The organism is Streptomyces sp. NPDC039465 (assembly GCF_055639315.1).
In genome coordinates this window covers 251,737-272,139 of record NZ_JBVKAP010000008.1, presented here as the reverse complement: position 1 = coordinate 272,139, position 20,403 = coordinate 251,737, and the positions used below count along the sequence as shown (strand labels likewise).

The 20,403-nt window shown below is 74.2% G+C and carries 15 protein-coding genes and 1 pseudogene; 5 read left to right on the top strand and 11 right to left on the bottom strand.

Translation table 11 applies throughout. From position 1 onward, the window contains the following. Positions 1 to 28 precede the first annotated feature (28 nt). Entirely contained in the window at positions 29 to 439 is a 411-nt protein-coding gene (locus ACZ7LT_RS26410; protein ID WP_471238656.1) for a CoA-binding protein, read from the bottom strand. A 165-nt stretch (positions 440 to 604) separates the two neighbouring features. On the opposite strand from ACZ7LT_RS26410, the gene ACZ7LT_RS26405 reads away from it, so the two are divergent. The 3 genes from ACZ7LT_RS26405 to ACZ7LT_RS26395 all read left to right on the top strand — a co-directional run bounded on the left by ACZ7LT_RS26405 (position 605) and on the right by ACZ7LT_RS26395 (position 5,712). After that, positions 605 to 1,231, top strand: coding sequence for a YigZ family protein (locus tag ACZ7LT_RS26405; RefSeq protein ID WP_471238575.1), 627 nt, complete (start codon positions 605 to 607; stop codon positions 1,229 to 1,231). Positions 1,232 to 1,414: 183 nt separating this feature from the next. Beyond that, a complete protein-coding gene (locus ACZ7LT_RS26400) occupies positions 1,415 to 2,584 on the top strand; it encodes an exonuclease SbcCD subunit D (RefSeq protein WP_471238574.1) in 1,170 nt (389 codons plus the stop codon). Further along, on the top strand, positions 2,581 to 5,712 hold the full coding sequence (locus tag ACZ7LT_RS26395; protein ID WP_471238573.1) for an AAA family ATPase: 3,132 nt from the start codon (positions 2,581 to 2,583) through the stop codon (positions 5,710 to 5,712). The genes ACZ7LT_RS26400 and ACZ7LT_RS26395 overlap by 4 nt, the downstream gene beginning before the upstream one ends. 36 nt (positions 5,713 to 5,748) lie before the next feature. On the opposite strand, the gene ACZ7LT_RS26390 is transcribed toward ACZ7LT_RS26395, so the two are convergent. The 9 genes from ACZ7LT_RS26390 to ACZ7LT_RS26350 all read right to left on the bottom strand — a co-directional run bounded on the left by ACZ7LT_RS26390 (position 5,749) and on the right by ACZ7LT_RS26350 (position 17,541). Further along, positions 5,749 to 6,195, bottom strand: coding sequence for an Lrp/AsnC family transcriptional regulator (locus ACZ7LT_RS26390; protein ID WP_471238572.1), 447 nt, complete (start codon positions 6,193 to 6,195; stop codon positions 5,749 to 5,751). 56 nt (positions 6,196 to 6,251) lie between these two features. Next, entirely contained in the window at positions 6,252 to 7,199 is a 948-nt protein-coding gene (locus tag ACZ7LT_RS26385; protein ID WP_471238571.1) for an ATP-grasp domain-containing protein, read from the bottom strand. Between the two features lie 26 nt (positions 7,200 to 7,225). Beyond that, positions 7,226 to 8,926: a DUF885 domain-containing protein gene (locus ACZ7LT_RS26380; protein WP_471238570.1), complete on the bottom strand. Its 1,701-nt coding sequence runs from the start codon at positions 8,924 to 8,926 to the stop codon at positions 7,226 to 7,228. A gap of 543 nt (positions 8,927 to 9,469) precedes the next feature. Further along, complete coding sequence (locus ACZ7LT_RS26375) at positions 9,470 to 10,879, bottom strand: GNAT family N-acetyltransferase (RefSeq protein WP_471238569.1); 1,410 nt, start codon at positions 10,877 to 10,879, stop codon at positions 9,470 to 9,472. Positions 10,880 to 10,967: 88 nt separating this feature from the next. Further along, positions 10,968 to 13,664, bottom strand: coding sequence for a DUF6493 family protein (locus tag ACZ7LT_RS26370; protein ID WP_471238568.1), 2,697 nt, complete (start codon positions 13,662 to 13,664; stop codon positions 10,968 to 10,970). Continuing rightward, positions 13,661 to 15,031, bottom strand: coding sequence for an SWIM zinc finger family protein (locus ACZ7LT_RS26365; RefSeq protein ID WP_471238567.1), 1,371 nt, complete (start codon positions 15,029 to 15,031; stop codon positions 13,661 to 13,663). The genes ACZ7LT_RS26370 and ACZ7LT_RS26365 overlap by 4 nt, the downstream gene beginning before the upstream one ends. A 104-nt stretch (positions 15,032 to 15,135) precedes the next feature. Beyond that, complete coding sequence (locus ACZ7LT_RS26360; RefSeq protein ID WP_471238566.1) at positions 15,136 to 15,447, bottom strand: winged helix-turn-helix domain-containing protein; 312 nt, start codon at positions 15,445 to 15,447, stop codon at positions 15,136 to 15,138. Further along, complete coding sequence (locus ACZ7LT_RS26355) at positions 15,444 to 15,863, bottom strand: hypothetical protein (RefSeq protein WP_471238565.1); 420 nt, start codon at positions 15,861 to 15,863, stop codon at positions 15,444 to 15,446. Before ACZ7LT_RS26355 ends, ACZ7LT_RS26360 begins: the two co-directional genes overlap by 4 nt. Before the next feature lie 88 nt (positions 15,864 to 15,951). After that, on the bottom strand, positions 15,952 to 17,541 hold the full coding sequence (locus ACZ7LT_RS26350) for an alkaline phosphatase D family protein (protein ID WP_471238564.1): 1,590 nt from the start codon (positions 17,539 to 17,541) through the stop codon (positions 15,952 to 15,954). A 265-nt stretch (positions 17,542 to 17,806) separates the two neighbouring features. On the opposite strand from ACZ7LT_RS26350, the gene ACZ7LT_RS26345 reads away from it, so the two are divergent. After that, positions 17,807 to 18,214, top strand: a complete 408-nt coding sequence (locus ACZ7LT_RS26345; protein WP_471238563.1) for a VOC family protein — start codon at positions 17,807 to 17,809, stop codon at positions 18,212 to 18,214. A 2-nt stretch (positions 18,215 to 18,216) separates the two neighbouring features. On the opposite strand, the gene pdxR is transcribed toward ACZ7LT_RS26345, so the two are convergent. After that, positions 18,217 to 19,662, bottom strand: a complete 1,446-nt coding sequence (gene pdxR / locus ACZ7LT_RS26340) for a MocR-like pyridoxine biosynthesis transcription factor PdxR (RefSeq protein ID WP_471238562.1) — start codon at positions 19,660 to 19,662, stop codon at positions 18,217 to 18,219. Here pdxR and ACZ7LT_RS26335 point away from each other — a divergent pair. Continuing rightward, a pseudogene (locus ACZ7LT_RS26335) lies at positions 19,653 to 20,114 on the top strand (EamA family transporter); the annotation flags it as partial. The gene pdxR and the pseudogene ACZ7LT_RS26335 sit on opposite strands and share 10 nt — an antisense overlap. Positions 20,115 to 20,403: the final 289 nt, after the last annotated feature.

The window sequence follows — 20,403 nt, the reverse complement described above, 5'->3', positions numbered from 1 at the left end:
CCCTCCTGCCCCACGGCCCGCCCCGGCCTCAGCCGAGCCGCGGGATCTCGATCGCGGGGCAGCGGTCCATGACCATGTCGACACCGGCCTCACGCGTGCGCGCGTACGCCTCCTCGTCGATCACGCCCAGCTGGAACCAGACGGCCTTCGCGCCGATCGCGACGGCCTCGTCGGCGACGGCTCCGGCCAGGTGGCTGTTGACGAAGACGTCCACCACGTCCACCGGGAAGGGGATGTCGGCGAGGGACGCGTACCCCTGCTCGCCGTGGACCGTCTCGGCCTTCGGGTGCACCGGCACGATCCGCTTGCCGTAGCGCTGCAGCACCGCCGCCACGCCGTAGGCGGCGCGGGAGCGGTTCGAGGAGAGGCCCACCACGGCCCAGGTGTCCCCGCCGCGGGTGAGGATCTTGCGGACGGTCTCGTCGGTGCCGGCGGTCATGTCCGCCGCGGTGTCCGCCGTGGTGTCCGCCGCCGTGTCCCTCGTCACGTCCCTCTCGATGGCCACGCCGTACCTCCCGCTGCTCGTCAGTCCGTTCGCCCATGCCAACGAACGCCCGCACCGGAGGATTCCCGCCCCGGCCGGCCTGCTGCGTAGGGTGGCGGGATGCAGGAGCAGTACCGGACCATCGCCCGCGCGGGCGTGCACGAGAGCGAGATCAACCGATCCCGCTTCATCTGCGCGCTCGCGCCCGTCGCCACCGAACACGAGGCGCAGGACTTCGTCGCCCGCGTGCGCAAGGAGCACCCGACGGCCACGCACAACTGCTACGCGTACGTCGTCGGGGCCGACGCCGCCGTGCAGAAGGCCAGCGACGACGGCGAGCCGGGCGGTACCGCGGGCGTCCCCATGCTCCAGATGCTGATGCGGCGAGAAGTCCGTTATGTCGCGGCTGTCGTCACCCGCTACTACGGCGGCGTCAAGCTCGGCGCCGGCGGGCTCATCAGGGCCTACGGCGGAGTCGTCGGCGAAGCCCTCGACGAGCTCGGCACCCTCACCCGCCACCGCTACCGGCTCGCCACCGTCACCGTCGACCACCAGCGCGCCGGAAAGCTGGAGAACGACCTGCGGGCGACCGGCCGCTCCGTGCGCGAGGTCCGCTACGCGGACGGAGTGACCATCGAGATCGGCCTGCCCGACGCCGACGTCGACGCCTTCCGGGCCTGGCTGGCGGATGCGACGGCGGGCACCGCCGGGCTCGAACTCGGCGGCGAGGCGTACGGGGATGGCTGAGGCGGGGATGGCTCGGCCCGGGGTGCCTGGGCCCGGGATGCCGGAGGCCGGGAGGCCTGGGCCTGAGGTGCCTGGGCCTGAGGTGCCGGAGCGTGGGGCCCGGCGGCGGGTCCGCGCGGCGGCGGTCACGAAGAACGCCGAAGCCGCCCGGGATGTCACACCCCGCCACTACCCTCAGGGATCATGAGATTCCTGCACACGTCGGACTGGCACCTGGGACGGTCGTTCCACCGGGTCGGCCTGCTCGACGCCCAGCGCGCGTTCCTCGACCACCTGGTGGCGACGGTGCGTGAGCGCGACGTGGACGCGGTGCTGGTGGCAGGCGACGTCTACGACCGGGCCGTGCCCCCGCTGCCCGCCGTGGAACTCTTCGACACGGCGCTGCACCGGCTCGCCGACGCCGGCGTACCCACCGTGATGATCTCCGGAAACCACGACTCCGCACGCCGGCTCGGCGTCGGCGCCCGGCTCATCGAGCGGGCCGGCATCCATCTGCGCACCGACCCCGCCGGCGCCGGCACCCCCGTCCTGCTCACCGACGCCCACGGCGAGGTGGCCTGCTACGGCCTGCCCTACCTGGAACCCACCCTCGTACGGGAGGAGTTCGGCGCCCCCAAGGCCGGACACGAGGCCGTCCTCGGCGCCGCCATGGACCGGGTCCGCGCCGACCTCGCCACCCGCGCGCCGGGCACCCGCTCCGTCGTCCTCGCCCACGCCTTCGTCGCGGGCGGCGAACCGAGCGACAGCGAACGCGACATCACCGTCGGCGGCGTCGCCGCCGTCCCCGCGGGCATCTTCGACGGCGTCGACTACGTCGCCCTCGGGCATCTGCACGGCTGCCAGACCGTGAGCGAGCGCGTGCGCTACTCCGGCTCCCCGCTCGCCTACTCCTTCTCCGAGACCACCCACCGCAAGACCATGTGGCTCGTCGACCTCGACGCCGACGGAACGGTCACGGCGGAGCGGATCGACTGTCCGGTGCCCCGGCCGCTCGCCCGCATCCGCGGCCACCTCGCGGACCTGCTCGCCGACCCCGCGCTCGTACGCCACGAGGACGCCTGGGTGGAGGCGACCCTCACCGACGCCGTACGGCCCGTCGAGCCCATGGCCCGCCTCACCGCCCGCTTCCCGCACACCCTCAGCCTCGTCTTCGAACCCGAGCGCACCACCGAGGACCCCGAGGCCTCCTACGCGCAGCGGCTGCGCGACCGCACCGACCAGCAGGTCGCGGAGGACTTCGTGGCCCATGTACGGGGCGGGGCGGGCCCCGACGACGCCGAGCGGGCCGTGCTGCGGGCCGCCTTCGACGACGTACGGGTGGACGCGGCCGAGCGCGAGGTGACGGCCGGATGAGGCTCCACCGCCTGAGCGTCACCGGCTTCGGCCCCTTCGGCACCACCCAGGAGATCGATTTCGACGCGCTCTCCTCCGCCGGGCTCTTCCTCCTCCACGGCCCCACCGGAGCCGGGAAGACCTCCGTCCTCGACGCCGTCTGCTACGCCCTGTACGGCGCGGTGCCCGGCGCCCGCCAGACCCCCGGCACGTCCCTGCGCAGCGACCACACCCCCACCGGTACGCCCACCGAGGTCGTCCTCGAACTGACCGTGGGTGAGCGGCGCCTGGAGATCACCCGGCGGCCGGCCCAGCCACGCCCCAAGAAGAAGGGCACCGGCTTCACCACCGAGAAGGCCCAGAGCTGGCTGCGCGAGTACGACGCCCCGAGCGCCGCGTGGAAGCCGCTCAGCCGCTCCCACCAGGAGATCGGCGAGGAGATCACCCAGCTCATGGGGATGAGCCGGGAGCAGTTCTGCCAGGTGGTGCTCCTGCCGCAGGGCGACTTCGCGCGGTTCCTGCGGGCCGACGCGGAGGCCCGCGGCAAGCTCCTCGGACGCCTCTTCGACACCCGGCGGTTCGCCGCCGTCGAGGAGCGCCTCGCCGAGCTGCGGCGCGCGGCGGAGCAGCGGGTCAAGGACGGCGACGAACGGCTCCTCGCCCTCGCGCACCGCATGGCGCAGGCGGCGGCCCCCACGGCCGCCGCCGGCGTCGAGGAGCGGCCCGGTGAGCCGGGTCTCGCCGACGCCGTCCTGCGATGGGCGGCGCTCGCCCGCTCCGACGCACGCGAAGCCCTCGACATCGCCGGGTCGGCACTGACCGCGGCGGAGCACCGCCAGACCGCCGCGCGGCACGCGCTGGACGCCGAGCGGGAGCTCGCCGCGCTCCAGCAGCGGCACGCCGACGCCCGGCGCCGCGCCGACGAACTGGAGCGGCGGCGGGCCGAACGCGACGGCTGGCAGGCCCGCCTCGACCGCTCCCGCAAGGCCGAACGCGTCGCCCCCGCGCTCGCCCTGCGCGACGAGGCCGTCCGCGCCCACGACACGGCGAGCGCCGCCCACGCCCGTATCCGGGCCGCGCTGCCGCCCGGCCTCGCCGACGCGGGCGCCGAACAGCTCTCCGCGCGCGAAAGCCGCCTCCGGCAGGACCTCGGCGCCCTCGACGCCGCCCGCCGGGACGAGGTGCGCCACGCCAGGATCACCGCTGAGCGGGCGGACCTGGAACGCCAGGCCCAGGCCGACGAGGAGACCCTCCAGGAGGCGGCCGGCTGGCTGGCCCACTGGGACGCCACCCGCGGCGCCCTCCAGCAGCGCATCGCCGACGCCCAGGAGGCCGCGACCCGCGCCGAGCACCTCGCCGGCCGCCTCGAACCAGCCCGCCGCCGCCTCTCCGCCGCCCGCCGCCGCGACGCCCTCGCGGCGGACGTACGAGCCGCCGAATCCGACCTGACCGCCGCCCGCGAACGCGCCCTCGACGCGCACGAGGCCTGGCTCGACCTCAAGTCCCGCCGCCTGCGCGGCATCGCGGCGGAACTCGCCGCGGGGCTGGTCTCCGGCGAGTCCTGCGCCGTCTGCGGCTCCCAGGACCACCCGGCCCCCGCCCGCGCCGACGCCGACCATGTCGACAAGGCGACGGAGGACGCGGCCTACGAGACCCACACCCGCGCCTCCGCCGCGAAATCGACCGCCGCAGCCACCCTCGCGGCGGCCCGCGAGGCCCTCGGCGCGGCGCGAGCGGAAGTGAGGGCGGGCCTGGACGCGCCGACGGGCGGTGCGGTGACCGCCGCCGCGGGTGCGGCGGCCGACGCCGGCGACCTGGGCGCGTCGGCGCAGGGCTCCCCGACCGGAGCCGGGGGCGACCCGGTCGCGGAGGACGAGCCCACCGTCGGGGCGCTCGCGGAGGCCGTGGCTCAGCTTGAGGCGGCGCATGGAGTCGCGCGGGCCGCCGCCGGGGGGAGGCACGAAGCCGAGCAGGAGCTCGCGCGGGCCGAGAGGGAGTACGAGGAGCGGATCGAGGCACGGCAGCAGGCCGAGCTGCGGGTGTCCGCGCGGACCTCGCGGTGGGAGACGCTCGACCAGGAGCAGGCCTCCCTGGAACAGGAGTTGGCCAAGGCCCGGGGCGAGGCCGAAAGCGTCGCCGAGCGGGCCGCGCTGCTCGAGGAGGAGATCGCGCGGCTCGACGGCGCCGCCGAGGCCGTACGGGCCGTCGAGGCCACGGCGCTGCGGCTCAAGGAGGCCGACGACCGGCTCGCCGACGCCGCCTTCCGGGCCGGGTTCGACACGCCAGCCGACGCCGCGGCCGCGCTGCTCGACGACGCCGGACACCGCGACCTCCAGCACCGGCTCGACGCCTTCCAGGCGGAGGCCGCAGCCGTCGCCGACCGGCTCGCCGAGCCGGAGACCCGGGCCGCTGCCGAGCGCCCGCCCGCCACGCCGGACACCACGCAGGCCGTCCTCGCCGAGGCGGAGCGGGCGGTGCGGGACGCGGACGCCGCGCTGGGGTCCGTACGCGAGCGGTGCGCCGCGCTCGCTCGGCTCTCCCGGCAGGCGGAGGACGAGGTCCGCGCCCTCGGCCCGCTGCGGGAGGAGTACGACCGCGTCGCCCGGCTCGCCGCCCTGACGGCCGGCACCTCCGCCGAGAACGAGCGCCGGATGCGCCTGGAGTCGTACGTCCTCGCCGCCCGCCTGGAGCAGGTCGCGGCGGCCGCCACCGCCCGTCTGCGGCGTATGTCCGCGGGCCGCTACACCCTCGTCCACTCCGACGCCCGCACCGGCGGCAAGCGCGCCGGCCTCGGGCTGCATGTCGTCGACGCCTGGACGGGTGTCGAGCGGGACACCGCGACCCTCTCCGGCGGGGAGACCTTCTTCGCCTCGCTCGCGCTGGCCCTCGGCCTCGCCGACGTCGTCACCGACGAGGCGGGCGGCGTGCGCCTGGACACCCTCTTCATCGACGAGGGCTTCGGCAGCCTGGACGACCAGACGCTCGACGAGGTCCTCGACGTCCTGGACTCCCTCCGGGAACGGGACCGCAGCGTCGGCATCGTCAGCCACGTACCCGATCTGCGCCGCCGGATCCCCGCGCAGCTGGAGGTGGTGAAGGAACGGCACGGTTCGACGGTCCGGCTCCGTTCCTCACCGGTCGGCGGCTGACCGCGTAAGGCCCTTAGGGCCCGTATTGGGGAGGCGTCAGCGGCCGATGGGGCGGCGCGGCAGCGGCGACGAGTAGACGACGCTCGTCGTCACCGACCCGAGCGTGCCGATCTTCCCGGAGATCTCCTCCAGGTGCTTCATCGACCGCGTCGCGACCTTGATCACGAAGCAGTCGTCGCCGGTCACGTGGTGCGCCTCCAGCACCTCGGGTGTCGTGTCGAGCAGATCGTGGAACGGCTTGTAGTTGCCGTTCGGATAACGCAGGCGTACGAATGCCAGGATCGGCAGGCCCAGCCGCTCCTGGTCGACCACAGCGGTGTACCCGGAGATCACCCCGGTCTCCTCCAGCCGCCGTACCCGCTCGGTGACGGCGCTGGCCGACATGGACACCGTCCGCGCGAGCTCGGCGAAGCTGGCCCTGCCCTGCTGCTGGAGGGCCTCGAGGATCCGCCAGTCCGTGGCGTCGGGTGTATATCCGCTCATGAGGGAGAGATAGCAGGCCGGTCCGCGGATGATCAAGGGAGGTCCGGGGACCGGACCTACGGGGCCCGGTGGCTCACCGGTCGGCTCGCGGCGCCGAGCAGCGCGCCCAGCAGCGCGGTCCGCGGCGGGGCCGGGTCGACGCCCGCAGGCAGCCCGCTGACCTGCCCGTCGCCCACCTCGACGACGCGCCAGCGACCGTCCTCGTGCAGGGCGAGATCGGTGGTGACGAACCGGCAGCCGAGGACGCGCACGGCCGCGGCTACCTCGCCGAGCGCGGGGGAGGGGAGGTGGCCGGGGGTGTCGGGGTGCGCGGTCACGAGGACCGGTTCGCCGTCCACCCACCACACGCGCGCCTCGCCGCCCGCGACGAACCGTTCGTACTCCCGTACCACCAGCCCACCGGCGAGCGTGTCCTCCTGGAGCTCCAGGAAACGGCGCGCCACCGCCGCGAACCGGGCCCGGTCCTCTGCCCGGGGCACGTAACAGGCCTCGTCCCACTCGTGCTTGCGGGACTTCACATAGTCCTTGACGATCACCGGTCCGGCTCCGAGCCGGGCCGCCAGGGCGGCCAGCTCCTCGTCGGACACGGCCGCTCCGGCCGTCAGGGGCAGCCAGACGCTGCGCGGGGTGAGCCGCTCGAACACGCCGTACCAGCCGGGCAGTTCATGCGCCCGCCGGTACGCCGCGCCGCTGCTGAGCAGCGCGCACCCGTGCGTGGCGAGCGCCCGCTCGGCCTGCTCGTACCATACGGAGTCGACCATCCAGCCCCGGTACCAGTACGGCCCCGAGTCCCGGGGCACGCGCGCGAGGGCGCCGTCCAGGTCCCCGGCGGCCAGGGCGTCATGGTCCACGAGTGCGACGGTCCCGCCCGCGGCACGGACGGCCGCCGCCTCGTCCCGGAAGACGGGATCGGCCCGGACCGCGCGCAGCGGATCCGCCGGGAACAGGACCCCGACCCCGACCGCGACGGACCGGCCCGCCACGGCCGCGGATCCGTCCGTCACGCCCCGAGCCGTCGCCGCAACATCCCTCACAGCCGCGAGAGTTCGTCGACCAGGTCGTCCAGACCCAGCGGGCCCTGCGACAGGGCCGCCATGTGCCACGCCTTGGCGTCGAAGGCGTCGCCGTGGGCGGCCTTGGCGTTCTCCCGGCCGAGCAGCCAGGCCCGCTCGCCCAGTTTGTAGCCGATGGCCTGCGCCGGCATCGAGAGGTAGCGGGTCATCTCGCTCTCCACGAAGGCCGGCGGGCGGCTGCTGTGCCGCTGGAAGAACTCCTGTGCCAGCTCGGGCGTCCACCGCTCGCCCGGGTGGAACGGCGAGTCCGCCGGAATCTCCAGCTCCAGATGCATGCCGATGTCGACGATGACCCGGCAGGCCCGCATCATCTGTCCGTCGAGGTAGCCCAGGCGCCGCTCCGCGTCCGGCAGGAAGCCCAGTTCGTCCATGAGCCGCTCCGCGTAGAGCGCCCAGCCCTCCGCGTTGGCGGAGACGCCGCCGATGGTCGCCTGGTAGCGGGAGAGTTGGTCGGCGACGTGCACCCACTGCGCGATCTGGAGGTGGTGGCCCGGCACACCTTCGTGGTACCAGGTCGACACCAGGTCGTAGACGGGGAACCGGGTCTCGCCGTCGACCGGCAGCCAGGTCCGGCCGGGGCGGGAGAAATCCTCGGACGGGCCGGTGTAGTACGGCGCGGCCGCGCCGCCGGGCGGGGCGATCCGGGACTCCACCTTCCGTACCCGCTCGGCGAGTTCGAAGTGGGTGCCGTCGAGCGCCTCGATCGCCTCGTCCATCAGGTTCTGCAGCCAGACGCGGACCTCTTCGACGCCCTCGATGTGGGTGCCGTGCACATCGAGGTGGGCGAGCGCCTCCCAGGGGCCCGCGCCCGGCAGGATCTTCTCGGCCTCGGTCTTCATCTCGCCCAGCAGCCGGTGGTATTCGGACCAGCCGTACGCGTACGCCTCGTCGAGGTCGAAGTCGGTGCCGTTGAAATACCGCGTCCAACGCTGGTACCGCTCGCGGCCCACCGTGTCCGGGGCGTCCTTGACCGCCGGCGCGTACACGTCCCGCATCCAGTCCCGCAGCTCCGCCACGGCCCGGGTCGCGCCACGGGCCGCCGTGTCCAGCTCGACCCGCAGCTCGGCGGGGCCGCCCGCGGCGAACTCCTCGAACCAGCCGCGCCCCGTCGTCCCCTCCCCGCCCGCCCACTCCGTGAGCTGGCCGATGAAGGTGGCCGTGGCGCGCGGGCCGCCGAGCAGCTTGCGCTCCAGGCCGAGGGCGAGGGAGGCGCGGTAGCCCTCCAGCGCGGCGGGGACCGCGCGCAGCCGCTCGGCGACGGCCGCCCAGTCCTCGTCCGTTTCCGTCGGCATCACGGTGAACACGATCCGGACACTGTGCGCGGGGGAGCGCATGTTGCTCACCGCGCACAGCGCCTCGTCGGCCTCGTGCACGGCCAGTTCCGCCATGAGGCGCTCACGCAGCAGCCGGCCGCAGCGCCGTTCGGCGTCGCTGTCGGCCCCCGGCCGTGTCTCCGCCTTGTCGAGGCGGGCGAGGGTCTCCCGGGCGAGTTCGGCCAGCGCCTCCTGGCCGGCCGGGGTGAAGTCGGGGAGCAGACCTGCGCTCTTCTGGACTCCCAGGTAGGTACCGGTGATCGGGTCGAGCTCGATGAGTGCGTCGACATAGGCGTCGGCGACCTGGCGGGGCAGGAGCAGCGGGGTGCTGGAAAGCTCTGGCATGGGTCTCATCCTCGTACCTCCGATGCCTCCGCGTCACCCTCAGTCGATCTCATACGGCTGACAAGTGAGCGCCCGCGCGGGGCGGGTGTGAAGGCCCCTCGCGCCGGGCCGGGAGGACCGGCGGGGCGCCCGCGGAGCCCCTCGACGGGGCCGGTGCGACCGGCCCGTAGGCGTCGTCGCAGGTCGGCCCGGTCCGGACCTGGCGGCCCCGACGGGAGGGCGGTGGGCGGGTACGGGACCGGGGCGCGCGGAGGGCGGAAATGGCGGTGCGGCCCGCATGAGCGGACCGATCAGTTCGCGCCGGTCCGGGCGGACCCGTCCCCGACGGCACCGGCCACAGGCGCGGCCGAGTTTGGCCGGATTCCGACGGGTCGCCGTGGCCGGACCCACCGGCTGAGGTGCCGTTGCCTGCCCGCCGTCCCGCAGGTGACGTCCATGACGGGCGTTCCTGCCGCATGCCTCCGGCGGGTGGCCCGAAACCCGTCCCCGGGGTGATGGCGGGCCGGCGCGCGCAGGCGGAGCCGCGTACGCCGGAACCGGCCATCAGTGGTCCGCGCGGTGGAACTCCTCGTAGGGGAGGCGCGAGGGCACGGGGGTGGCGTCCAGCCGGGCGGTGATCACCAGCGTGCCCTCCTCGATCTGGTAGTCGAGGGGGAGGTTCAGCGCGCGCATGGCGGCGACCATGCCGGTGTTGGAGGCCTGGGTGACGGCGTAGACGCTGCCGCAGCCGGCCTCGACGGCCAGGGACACCAGCCGGCCGAGGAGTTCGGAGCCGATGCCCCGGCGCTGCCAGTCGTCCTCGACGAGCAGGGCGACCTCGGTCTCGTCGCCGTCCCAGAGCAGATGGCCGAGGGCGACGAGCCGCCCGGAGGCCGTCTGGACGGCGAGGGTGCGGCCGTAGCGCGGGCTGAGCAGATGGTTCAGATAGCGGTCGGCGTCGGCGACCGGGCCGTGGTAGCGCAGGCCGAGGGTGCGCTCGGAGCAGCGCTCGTGCATGGCGACGGCGGCGGCCAGGTCGGACTGGTCGGCGCGGCGGACCGTGATCTCGTTGCCCTCGGGGAGGGTGAGGACGTCCTGGCTGCGCGGGACGCGCGGGCCGAGACGGGCGTCGAGCTCGACCAGCGCCCGGGCGCGGGCGAACTCGGTCGGGGTGAACGGCAGATAGGGGCGCTCGATGGTGATCACGCCGCCGTTCGGGTCGCGCAGGCGGATCACCGTCTCCTCCAGCACCCCTTCGACCGGGGCGCTCTCACCGGTCGGACGGCCGGAGAGTGAGACGGCGGGGCGGGAGCGGATGGTGCAGCGGCCCAGCAACTGACGCAGGGCCAGGGGTAGTTCCGCCGCGTCGAGGGCGGTGCGGGTGGCCAGGCCGAGCAGTCGGGTCGGGGTGTCCACGAGGTCGTGGGCGTCGGCCCGCTCGATCCAGGTGGAGCTGCCGCCGGCCGCGGCGATCTCCCGGGTGAGCTGGGTAGCCTGCAGGGTCGTTGGTGCCCGCAGGAGGAACTCGTCGACCGTGCCCTCGGAGAGCGGGTGCGTCTGGAGGGTGAGAATGTCGACCTGGTGGCGGGCCAGGGCGATGCACAACGAGGCGAGGCTGCCCGGCTCGTCACGGACGGTGGTCCGCATCCGCCACAGGGCGGTCTCGGCGGCCGTCCGGTCCGCGGCCGGCCGGCCGGTCCCGGAGCGTACCGGCAGCGGCGTCGTGCCGCTGCCGGTATCACCGGCGGGGGGCGCATGGCTGTGGCGCCGTGCCCACCACGTGTGGAACGTGGCTGTGCCGATCAGGGCGATCGCCGAGAAGACCAGCAGGTAGGGGCCGTCGGGGCCGTGGACGACGGTCTTGGCGATGGTGTCGGCGACGACCACGGCGGTGAACAGAGCAGCCAGTTCGATGAGGTCCCGCCGCCAGTGGTGGGGGCGGCGGGCACTCTTCGCGGAGGTCACATCAGTCATGGATTCACTGTGACCCAGCGGTGTTGCGTGATCACGAACGATATGTGACTGATGGGTTAAGTGGCGATCTGGCCGCTTAATGACTGATTTACGACGGTTCGCTGGTGGGCCGTTCGACCTCCCGCGCCAGGGCGGCTCGCAGCCGCTTTGCCTGGACGACCAGTTGAGACCCGCCGCCCCTGCCTGCCGGTCCGTCGAGCCCCGGTATCGCTCCGACCGCCCCGCACCGCTCGACGCAGTCGGCGGCGACGGCCAGCACCTCCCCGAGCCCTCGCGGCACCGACTCCCGCGCGAGGAGTCCGGGCAGGGCCGCGGCCAGGACGGACCACATCGTGGCATACGCGCCCGTGGCCGCCGCCGTCCGTACCGAGTCGGCCAGCCGGTTGACCTTCACCGTACCGAGTCCGACCAACTCGGCAATGTCGCCGCCGAGCCGCGCCGCGTCCAACTCGCCCCGCGCCGCGAGCACCAGCAGCGCGTCCACGGCGACCAGCCGGTCCTCCGCGTGCCGGGCGCCGAGCCCGGTGGCGAGCGCCAGGTGCAGTGCGGGCCCCGCCTCGCCGCCGCTCTCGACCAGCAGCGGCAGACTCCACGTACCGCCCCGGTGGTCCTGGTCCGCGCAGGCGGTGACCGCCCTCAGCAGCCACACCGCGACACTCTCCCGGTCATGGGGGAGGATCGCCGTCCACTGCCCGTCCCCCGTCCACCAGTGGGAGCAGTACGCGGAAGTGGTGTGCGGGCGGCCGAGGAAGTGGAAGGGGCGCGGGAAGTCCCGCTGGAGGGCGAGGCGTTCCTTGGTCTCCATGACGATCCGCGGCACACCCGGGTAGTGCCACATCCACTGCGGCGAGGTCCGCTCGACCGGCTCGGCCACCCGGCGCAGCGCGGGTGGGGCGGGTTCGTCGACCGCCAGCCAGGAGGCGAGCCGCTCGCCGGCCGGGGTGCCGACGCGGCCGGCCGCGGCGGCCGCCTCGGGCTGACCGCGCCGTACGCGCAGCAGCGCCTGGGCGAAGTCGACCGGCGCGGGCTCCAGTCCGAGGTCGCGGTAGACCGCCAACCGGTCCACCAGCTCCTGGGCCTCCAGGGCGCCGGTGTGCCACGTCGGGGTGGCCAGCAGGAACGGCGGCGGTGTGGTCACGGCCAGCAGGGCCGCCTCGCGGGCCCGCGCGGCCGGGACCTGGGCCAGCGCCGTGTGCGCGCAGTCCGGTGTCGGGGTGCGCTGCGGCGAGAACTCCTTCTCCAGGGCCTTGCGCCGGATCGTCCCCACCAGTGCGGCCACCACCGTCGCGACCGGCGACAGATGGCCGGGGTCGGGGCTGTTGTAGGTGTACCACCATTCGTTCTCGACCAGCGGCCGGAGCTCCCGGACCAGGCCCTCGCGGTCCTGATGCGCCTGACGGACGAGGTCGTCGAGGGTCCGCTCCACATGGGTGACGTCCGACGCGTCGCCCTGCCGGGAGTGCAGCGACACGACCACCGCCTCCAGCAGCTCCGCGCGCGTGGCGGCCGGCGGAGCCAGCCGCGTCCGCTCCGGTACGGGCGGCAGCAGCTCCTCGTACGGGCCGTCGTCCCGCGCGTCCGCCGTTCCCGCCCCGAAGACGGCAACCGCCGCCTCCCGGTGCACCGGGCTCAGCAGGGCCGCCGCACCGGCCAGTTCGGCCCGAAGCTCCGCGTCCACCGCCGGCAGAAACGTGCCGACCAGCTTCAGCGCCCGCTCCTGCACGGCCGTGTCCTCGTGCCCGAACGCCTCGGCGATCACCGGCAGCAGCTCGGCCGCGGTCGCCTGGTCCCGCCGCAGCACCTTGCCGAGGAGGACCAACTGCGCCCGGACGAGCTTCTTCTCCGTACGGAAAAGCACCGACGCCGACATGTCCGCGAGCGACCGCGCCGGCAGCTCGCCCGACTCGGCCAGCCGCGCCAGCACCCCCTGGGCGTGGCCCGCCACGGTCGACGGGCCGTCGGCCGCCATGCCGATCCAGTCGGCCGTACGGTCCCGCTCCTCCGACGCGGTCAGCGCGAGGCGCCGCAGCAGCACCAGGAAGAACTTCAGATCGCCGGGCTTGCCACCCCTCAGCAGCCTGGCCACCACCGCGTCCACCAGCAGCGACCGCTCGACCAGTCCCTCCTCGGAGAGCGCGACGAGGACGGCGGGCCACCCGCCCGGCTCGTCCAGCGCCGCCGACCAGGCGAGCTGACCGGCGAGCTCGGCCGTCTCGAAGAGCCGGGGAACCAGGACAGGGGTCTGCGGGTCGGCCCGCAGCTCCGTGAGCAGTCCCGCGCGCCGGATCGCCCGCACCCAGCCGTGCACATAGCCGTCCGTGGTCGGCACCGCGCAGCCGGAGAGGTCCACCAGCGTGCGGATGAAGGCGTAGTCCTGGTCGGCCGTGGACGTACGGGCCGCCAGCCGGTGTGCCACATCGCCGAGCCAGGCCCGGTCACGGTCGGCGAGCACCTCCCTCAGGAGGTCCGTCGGGAGGCTGTCCCAGCGGCGCAGATCCCGCGCGCCGATCCAGGCGGCGGCGGCCGCGGCGCCCGTGTGGCAGCCGGCCCCGGCGACGAGCAGGGCGCGCTGGAGCTTGGTGCGCTCCTGCCAGCGGTCCCACTCCCAGCCGCGCATCTCCACGCGCAGCTCCTTGAGCCGGGCCAGCGCCGTCTTGCGCCCGGCCGCGTCCAGCGCCTTCAGCAGACCGGGAAGGTCCTCGTGGAGTCCCTCGCGGACGGCGGTCATCAGCTCGTCGACCGGCGAGGCGGCCGCGACGGACTCGGTGTGGGTGAGGGTCGTCATCGGGCACCGCCCGCGACCAGCGCGCCGCGCCGCACCATCCGTACCGCCAAGGCGTGTTTGCACGGTCCTCGCCGGCCGCGGTAGTCGGCCCACCACTGGCAGGTGCAGCTCAGCGCCCCGCCCGACTCCCGTACCTGATAGCGCCGTTCCCCGGAGGCGACGCTCGCGAGCTGACCGTCCAGGGTCACCGCCCCCTCCGCGGCGAGGGCGCGGGCCGCCACCAGCCGGGGGTTGTGCCGCTCCGCGCGGTCCGCGTCGTACGGCAGCTCACGGTGGAAGTAGGCGGCGTCGGCCACGTCGTAGCCGACCCGGCCCGCCGTGCCGAGCCGGGTGAGCGCGGCGCGCACCCGGTCCACGGGAAGACCGGCCTGCTCACCCAGATCCGCGAGATCGATCCGCGGCTCCCAGGCGAGGAGCACCGACACCAGCTCGGCGTCCTGCGCCGCCTCCTCCGTGGCCAGCGCCTCCAGGACACCGCCCTCGCCGGAGAAGCCCCGGGAGGCGTCGGGTGAGAGCGTCAGCGTCAGCCGCATGCCCGGCAGCGTCACCTCCCAGGCGCTCGCGGTCGCCGCCCCGTCGGGCACCGGGCCGTACACCCGCAGCGCGGTCGCGTGCCGCAGCACCCGCTGGAGCGCGATCAGCCGGTCAGGGCCCGGCAGGCAGACGGCGCCCGGCACAGGCCGGGTGGTCGGCCGCAGCGTCCGGCCGGCCGGCACGACCCACATCGGTCCGCGCCCGGTGCCGGCCGTCCTGGGCAGGGAGCGCAGGAAGCGGACCGCCTCGGCGGCGGACAGCTCGGCCCGCAGGTCGAAACCGGCGGAGGCGACCTGCGCCTCGGCGAAACCGCGCAGCCAGCGGTCGGGCAGCGGGACCTTCTTCTCCACGACCGGCCCGTCCAGGGTGGTCACCGCCAACTCCTCAGGACCCACCCGCAGATGCAGCGGGTCGTCGCCCGCCATCCGCGAAAGTGCCTCGCGCAGAGGGTTGTTCACATCCACGTTGGTGGTGCCGTGCCCGGTCTCCGCGCCGTCGAGGCCCTCGCTCAGGACGTCCAGCCGGGCGTAGACACCGCCGCAGCCGGAGAACGACTCGAAGCGCAGCCGGTCGCCGTTGCCGGTCACCACCGGGTCCAGCGACGCGGGCCGCTGCCGCTGGTAGTAGCGGGCGGCCGCCACGTCCGCGACCGCGAGCAGCCCGCGCGCCGCGATCTGCGGGGATGTCACGAACCCGGAGAAGAAGCGCGGATGGGCCTCGGCGCCGGTGGGGGTGAGACCCCCGGAGGTCTCGAGCCCGAGCAGCCTGCCGGACTGCGTGGACTCCAGTGCGGACATGCGGGAATAGGCGAGTGCCTGTACGGATCGCGTCATGGAAAAGACGGTAGGACCCACCACTGACAATCGGCCTCGGCCCAGCCGCGGACCGGCACCGACCCGGCTCCGGAGCGGTGCCGGTCCCCGTTCCAGGTTCTCTCTCAGGCCCCGGCGATGGCCCGCAGCGCCGCCAGATGGCGTGCATAGACCTCCCGGCCGCCGTCCGTCAGACGCAGCCAGGTCCGCGGACGCCGCCCGACCCGGCCCTTGTCCACCGCGACCAGGCCCGCCTCCTCCAGCGCGGCGACCTGCTTGGAGAGCACCGAGTCGGAGACCTCCACCAGGTCACGTACGAACGCGAACTCCGCCTTGCCCAGCGGCGCGAGGGCCGCCACGACCGACAGCCGTACCGGCGAGGTCAGCAGCGGCTCCAGCGCGTGGCGCGGATGGCTGCCCGGCTTCGCGTCCGTCATGCGCCCTGCCGCCTCTCCAGCCACGCCCCCACCGCCAGCGGCAGCGTGCAGACCACCGCCGCGACCGCGGTGAACCCGGCGCTGTCCGGGAAGGCGGTGAACCCGAGCCCCAGCGCGGCGGCGTAGAGCACCCCCCACACCGCGACGGTGACGGTGTGCCGCACACCGAACCGGCGCCGGACCGACCGCTGCCGGGCCGCGTACACACTCAGCCCCGCGACGGCGGCGACGTACAGGCCGAGGGCGGCGGGCATGATCCATGTGTCGTGCAGCAGCAGCACGGCCGGGACGAGCACCAGCTGCGCGGCCGCGAAGAGGGCCAGATAGCGCAGGTACCAGTCGCTGCGCCGCCGGGCGGCCTTCTCCACGCGCAGACTGCGGCCCAACGCCTCGGTGGCATCAACGAATTCGGACATGGTTCCCCCTGACCTCGACGGCAACTACTTTCCACTATGGCAAGTGATTGCCGTCAAGGCAACAAGGAGGCCGGTGTCGATCGAGCGCCTACTGCCCGACGCGCCCGGGCTGAAGCACCTTGCTGAACAGGACAGTTCCGCCCTCGGCCCGCAGACGCACCGTCAACTCACCACTCCCGCCCTCGATATCGACCTCGCCGAAGTACTGCGGCGACTCCATCGGCGAGAGGTTCGCCCGCTCCGGCGCCCGTACGAACACCCGGTCCGGGCCGAACGTGGAGTCCAGCGCGTTGGCAGGGAAACCGCCCGCCGCCAGCGGCCCGGAGACGAACTCCCAGAACGGCGCGAAGTCCTTGAAGGCCGCCCGCTCCGGTGCGTAGTGCTGCGCCGAGGTGTAGTGCACATCGGCCGTCAGCCACAGAGTGCCGGTGATCCGACGGTGCTTGATGAACCGGAGCAGTTCGGCGATCTGCAGCTCGCGCCCGAGCGGGGCCCCGGGGTCGCCCTGTGCGATCGCCTCGAAATTCGCTGAACCGTCCAGCACCACGAGCCCCAGCGGCATGTCGGCCGCCAGGACCTTCCACACCGCGCGCGACCTGGCCAGCTCCCGCTTGAGCCAGGCGAGCTGCTCCACGCCGAGAATGCCGGTGGTGTCGTCGGCCTGCCGTCCGGGCGAGTTGGCGTTGCGGTACGAGCGCATGTCGAGAACGAAGACGTCGAGCAGCGGGCCGTAGCGCACCACCCGGTGCATCCGGCCCTCCGCCCCGCGCGCGTGGAGGGTCGACACGGGGAAGTACTCGCGGAACGCGCGCATCGCGCGGGCCGCGAGCACGTCCACGTTCTTCTCGGTGTAGCGGGCGTCGTCCAGGATCTGACCCGGGTACCAGTTGTTGCGCACCTCGTGGTCGTCCCACTGCGCGATCGTCGGCACCTGCGCGTTGAACGCCCGGACGTTGTGGTCCAGCAGGTTGTACCGGAAGTTGCCGCGGTACTCCGCGAGGGTCTCGGCGACCTTCGACTTCTCCTCGGTCGTGACATTGCGCCAGACACGGCCGTCGGGCAGGGTCACGCTCGGCTGGATCGGCCCGTCCGCGTAGACGGTGTCGCCGCTGCACAGGAAGAAGTCCGGGTCCAGGCGCCGCATCTCCTCGTACGCCCGCATGCCGCCGACGTCCGGGTTGATGCCCCAGCCCTGCCCCGCCACGTCTCCCGACCACAGGAACCGCACGCCCGCGCGGCGCCGTGCCGGAGCCGTACGGAACGTCCCGTGGACCGGCTCCCCGGTGCGCCGCGGATCGTCCGGGTCGGCCAGGGTGACCCGGTAGTGGATCTGCTCGCCGGGCGGCAGTCCGCAGACGGGCGTCGTGCCCGTGAAGTCGGTGTCCGGACCGAGCAGTGGACCGTACCAGCGCCGGGCGCCCCGGAACGACTCGCTCGCCGCGGTCTCCACCACCATCCGGGCCGGACGGTCGGAACGCACCCACACCAGCCCCGCCGACGACGTGACGTCGCCGGTCTGGACGCCCCAGGCGGCGCCGGGCCGCCCAGACAGGGCGAGGGCGGGAGCGGTGGAGCCCAGGGAGACGGCGCCTCCCAGGGAGAGTGCCGCGGACGCGGCGAGCGAGCCGCGCAGGACGGTGCGGCGGTCGGGCGACGGACTCGGCCGGCGGTACGACATCGATGCGCCTCCAGAAGAGTTCGGTTCGGTGAGGAAGAGGGGGCGGTGTCTGCCCCGCCATGCCTAATCGCCGGTGACGGCGCGCACACCAACCCCACATGAACAACCGGCCCCACGAGCGCAGGAACACACCCGTCCTCGGCCGGAAGGACCAGGACCCATGACCGATCGACACAAGATCGACACCCCACCTAGGGTCCCTACGGAAGCGGCGCACCACACGGTGCCCACAAGACGCGCCACACGCACCACAGGGGGACCCCCGATGCCCATCGGCGGCCAGTCACACGTCCGGATCGCCCGGCCCTCACGCGACCTCGGCGTCGCGGAACGGTTTTGGAAGGACGGCCTCGGCCTGAGCGTCCTGTGGCGGGACGCGGGGACCGACGAGCCCGGCCACCACGCCCTGCTCATGCTGGGCTGGCCCGACGCATCCTGGCACCTCGAACTCGTCCACGACGCCACCGTCGAACCCCGCCCCACCGTGGAGGACCTGCTCGTCGTCTACCTCGACGAGCCTGTACCCGACGAGCTCGTCGCCCGTCTCGAGGCCCACGGCGGCACACGCGTGGCCTCGCCGAACCCGTACTGGAACGAGTGGGGCGTCACCGTCCAGGACCCGGACGGCTACCGCCTCGTCCTCTGCGTCCGCGACTGGTCCAACTCCGCCTGACCTCACCCGCGCAGGGCGTCCGCCAGCAGCCGGACGCCCCGCGCGATCTCGGACGGCGCCAGATGCGCGTACCCGAGCACCAGCCGTACACCGCCGTCCTCGGGGGTCCGCGTGCCGTACGTGTCCAGCGTCCGCAGCGCCACACCGGCCGCCGCCGCCCGCTCCACCACCCGCGCCACCGAGCCGTAGGCCTGCGGCACGCGCGCGATGATGTGCAGTCCGGCCGCTATGCCGCTGACCTCCGTCCCAGGCAGCCGCTCCGCCAGCGCCGCCACCAGCGCGTCCCGCCGCTCCCGGTAGGCGCGCTGGCAGCGGCGCAGCTGACGGTCGTAGCCGCCGCGCGCCACGAGGTCGTGCAGCACGGCCTGGTCGAGGGCGGGATTGCCGAGGTCCATGGTCCGCTTGCGTTCCACGACCTCCTCGGCCAGCCGCTCCGGTACGAGCAGCCAGCCCAGGCGCAGTCCCGGCGCCAGCGACTTGCTCACCGAACCGGTGTAGGCGACCCGCTCCGGATCCAGCCCCTGGAGCGCGCCGACCGGCGCCCGGTCGTAGCGGAAGTCCCCGTCGTAGTCGTCCTCCACGACCAGGCCGTCCACCGAACGGGCCCACCGCAGGAGTTCGGCGCGACGCCGAGCCGAGTAGCCGATACCGGACGGGAACTGATGCGAGGGCGTGGTCACCACCGCCCGGACCCCGGACTCCGTCAGCGGCCCCGGCAGCAGGCCCTCGTCGTCCAGCCGCAGCCACACCGTCTCCATGCCCGTCGCCGCGAACAGCGCCGTGTGCTCGGGACTGCCAGGGTCCTCCACACCGATCGACCGCACCCCGCGCGCGTGGAGCACGAATCCGAGCAGGGTCATCGCCTGCGCCACCCCCGAACAGACCACCAGCCGCGCCGGATCGGCCACCACCCCACGTCGCCGCGCCAGCAGCGAGGCCAGCTCCGCGCGCAGCTCGGGCAGGCCGCGCGGATCGGGATAGCCGAGCGCGCGGTGCGGCAGCCGGGACAGCACCGCCTTGTGCGCGGCGGTCCAGGCGGCGCGCGGGAACAGCGAGAGGTCGGGTGTCCCGGGGCGGAAGTCCACCTGGAAGCCGGGCTCCTGCGGCGCCCGCTCCGGGGCCCCGTGCGCGGCCGCCCGCACCTCCTCGCCCACCCACGTGCCCGCGCCCCGGCCGCTGCGCAGATACCCCTCGGCGACCAGCTGCTCGTACGCCTCGGTGACCAGGCCCCGCGAGACCCCCAGGTCCGCCGCCAGCTCCCGGCTGGCCGGCAGGCGCGTCCCGGCCGCCAGCCGGCCCGAGCGCACCGCCTCGCGCAGCGCCTCCTGAAGGGCGCGGCCGCGCCGCCGGGCCGGCGCGGCGGCCGTCGGCAGCAGCAGCTCCCAGGCGGGGCCCGCGCCCCGCTCCGGCCCGTCCCCGAGTGGCGGATTGGTCCCCGATGGCGTCATGGAAGTGGACCTTAATCACGGCCGCGGCGCTCCCTAGCGTCGGCCCCATGAACGTGAACTCCCTGCGCGGGACACTGATGGTGACCTTCGCCTATGTCCTCGTCGGCGCCTCCTTCACCGCCAACAGCGTGCTCGGCGACTACCCCTACGCGGGCGGTCAGGCGCTGCGCTACGGCGCCGCCTGTCTGTTCCTGCTCCCCCTGGCGGGCCGTGGGGCGCTCGCTCCGCTGCGCGCCCTGACGGCCCGCCAGTGGCTGCGGCTCGCCGTCCTCGCCGGTGTCGGCATGGTCGGCTTCAACCTCTCCATCCTGCTGGCCGAGCGGAGCGCCGAGCCGGCCGTCCCCGGCGTCTTCGTCGGCTGCGCGCCCGTCGTGGTGGCCGTTCTCGCCCCGCTGCTCGACGGCCGCCGCCCCAGCCGTCCGGTCCTCTACGGCGCCCTGTTCGTCGCCGCCGGCGCCTTCACCGTCCAGGGCTGGGGCCGGACGGACCTGTCCGGCATGCTCTGGTCGCTGGGCGCGCTTGCCGGGGAGGTCGGCTTCACGGTGCTCGCCGTGCCCGTCCTGGCTCCTCTGGGGCCGCGGCTGCTCACCGTGGTGGTGTGCGGCATCGGAGCCGTCGAGTCGGCCGTCCTCGGGCTGATCCTGGACGGCCGGGGATTCCTGCGGGTCCCGACCGGGGCCGAGGCCGCCGCCCTGGTCTGGCAGGCGGCGGTGGTCACCGTGGTCGGCTTCGTCCTGTACT

Excerpts from the sequence above, each read along its gene's own strand:
- ACZ7LT_RS26410 (WP_471238656.1), bottom strand. The coding sequence starts at position 439 with ATGACCGCCGGCACCGACGAGACCGTCCGCAAGATCCTCACCCGCGGC.
- ACZ7LT_RS26405 (WP_471238575.1), top strand. The coding sequence starts at position 605 with ATGCAGGAGCAGTACCGGACCATCGCCCGCGCGGGCGTGCACGAGAGC.
- ACZ7LT_RS26400 (WP_471238574.1), top strand. The coding sequence starts at position 1,415 with ATGAGATTCCTGCACACGTCGGACTGGCACCTGGGACGGTCGTTCCAC.
- ACZ7LT_RS26395 (WP_471238573.1), top strand. The coding sequence starts at position 2,581 with ATGAGGCTCCACCGCCTGAGCGTCACCGGCTTCGGCCCCTTCGGCACC.
- ACZ7LT_RS26390 (WP_471238572.1), bottom strand. The coding sequence starts at position 6,195 with ATGAGCGGATATACACCCGACGCCACGGACTGGCGGATCCTCGAGGCC.
- ACZ7LT_RS26380 (WP_471238570.1), bottom strand. The coding sequence starts at position 8,926 with ATGCCAGAGCTTTCCAGCACCCCGCTGCTCCTGCCCCGCCAGGTCGCC.
- ACZ7LT_RS26375 (WP_471238569.1), bottom strand. The coding sequence starts at position 10,879 with ATGACTGATGTGACCTCCGCGAAGAGTGCCCGCCGCCCCCACCACTGG.
- ACZ7LT_RS26370 (WP_471238568.1), bottom strand. The coding sequence starts at position 13,664 with ATGACGACCCTCACCCACACCGAGTCCGTCGCGGCCGCCTCGCCGGTC.
- ACZ7LT_RS26365 (WP_471238567.1), bottom strand. The coding sequence starts at position 15,031 with ATGACGCGATCCGTACAGGCACTCGCCTATTCCCGCATGTCCGCACTG.
- ACZ7LT_RS26360 (WP_471238566.1), bottom strand. The coding sequence starts at position 15,447 with ATGACGGACGCGAAGCCGGGCAGCCATCCGCGCCACGCGCTGGAGCCG.
- ACZ7LT_RS26355 (WP_471238565.1), bottom strand. The coding sequence starts at position 15,863 with ATGTCCGAATTCGTTGATGCCACCGAGGCGTTGGGCCGCAGTCTGCGC.
- ACZ7LT_RS26350 (WP_471238564.1), bottom strand. The coding sequence starts at position 17,541 with ATGTCGTACCGCCGGCCGAGTCCGTCGCCCGACCGCCGCACCGTCCTG.
- ACZ7LT_RS26345 (WP_471238563.1), top strand. The coding sequence starts at position 17,807 with ATGCCCATCGGCGGCCAGTCACACGTCCGGATCGCCCGGCCCTCACGC.
- pdxR (WP_471238562.1), bottom strand. The coding sequence starts at position 19,662 with ATGACGCCATCGGGGACCAATCCGCCACTCGGGGACGGGCCGGAGCGG.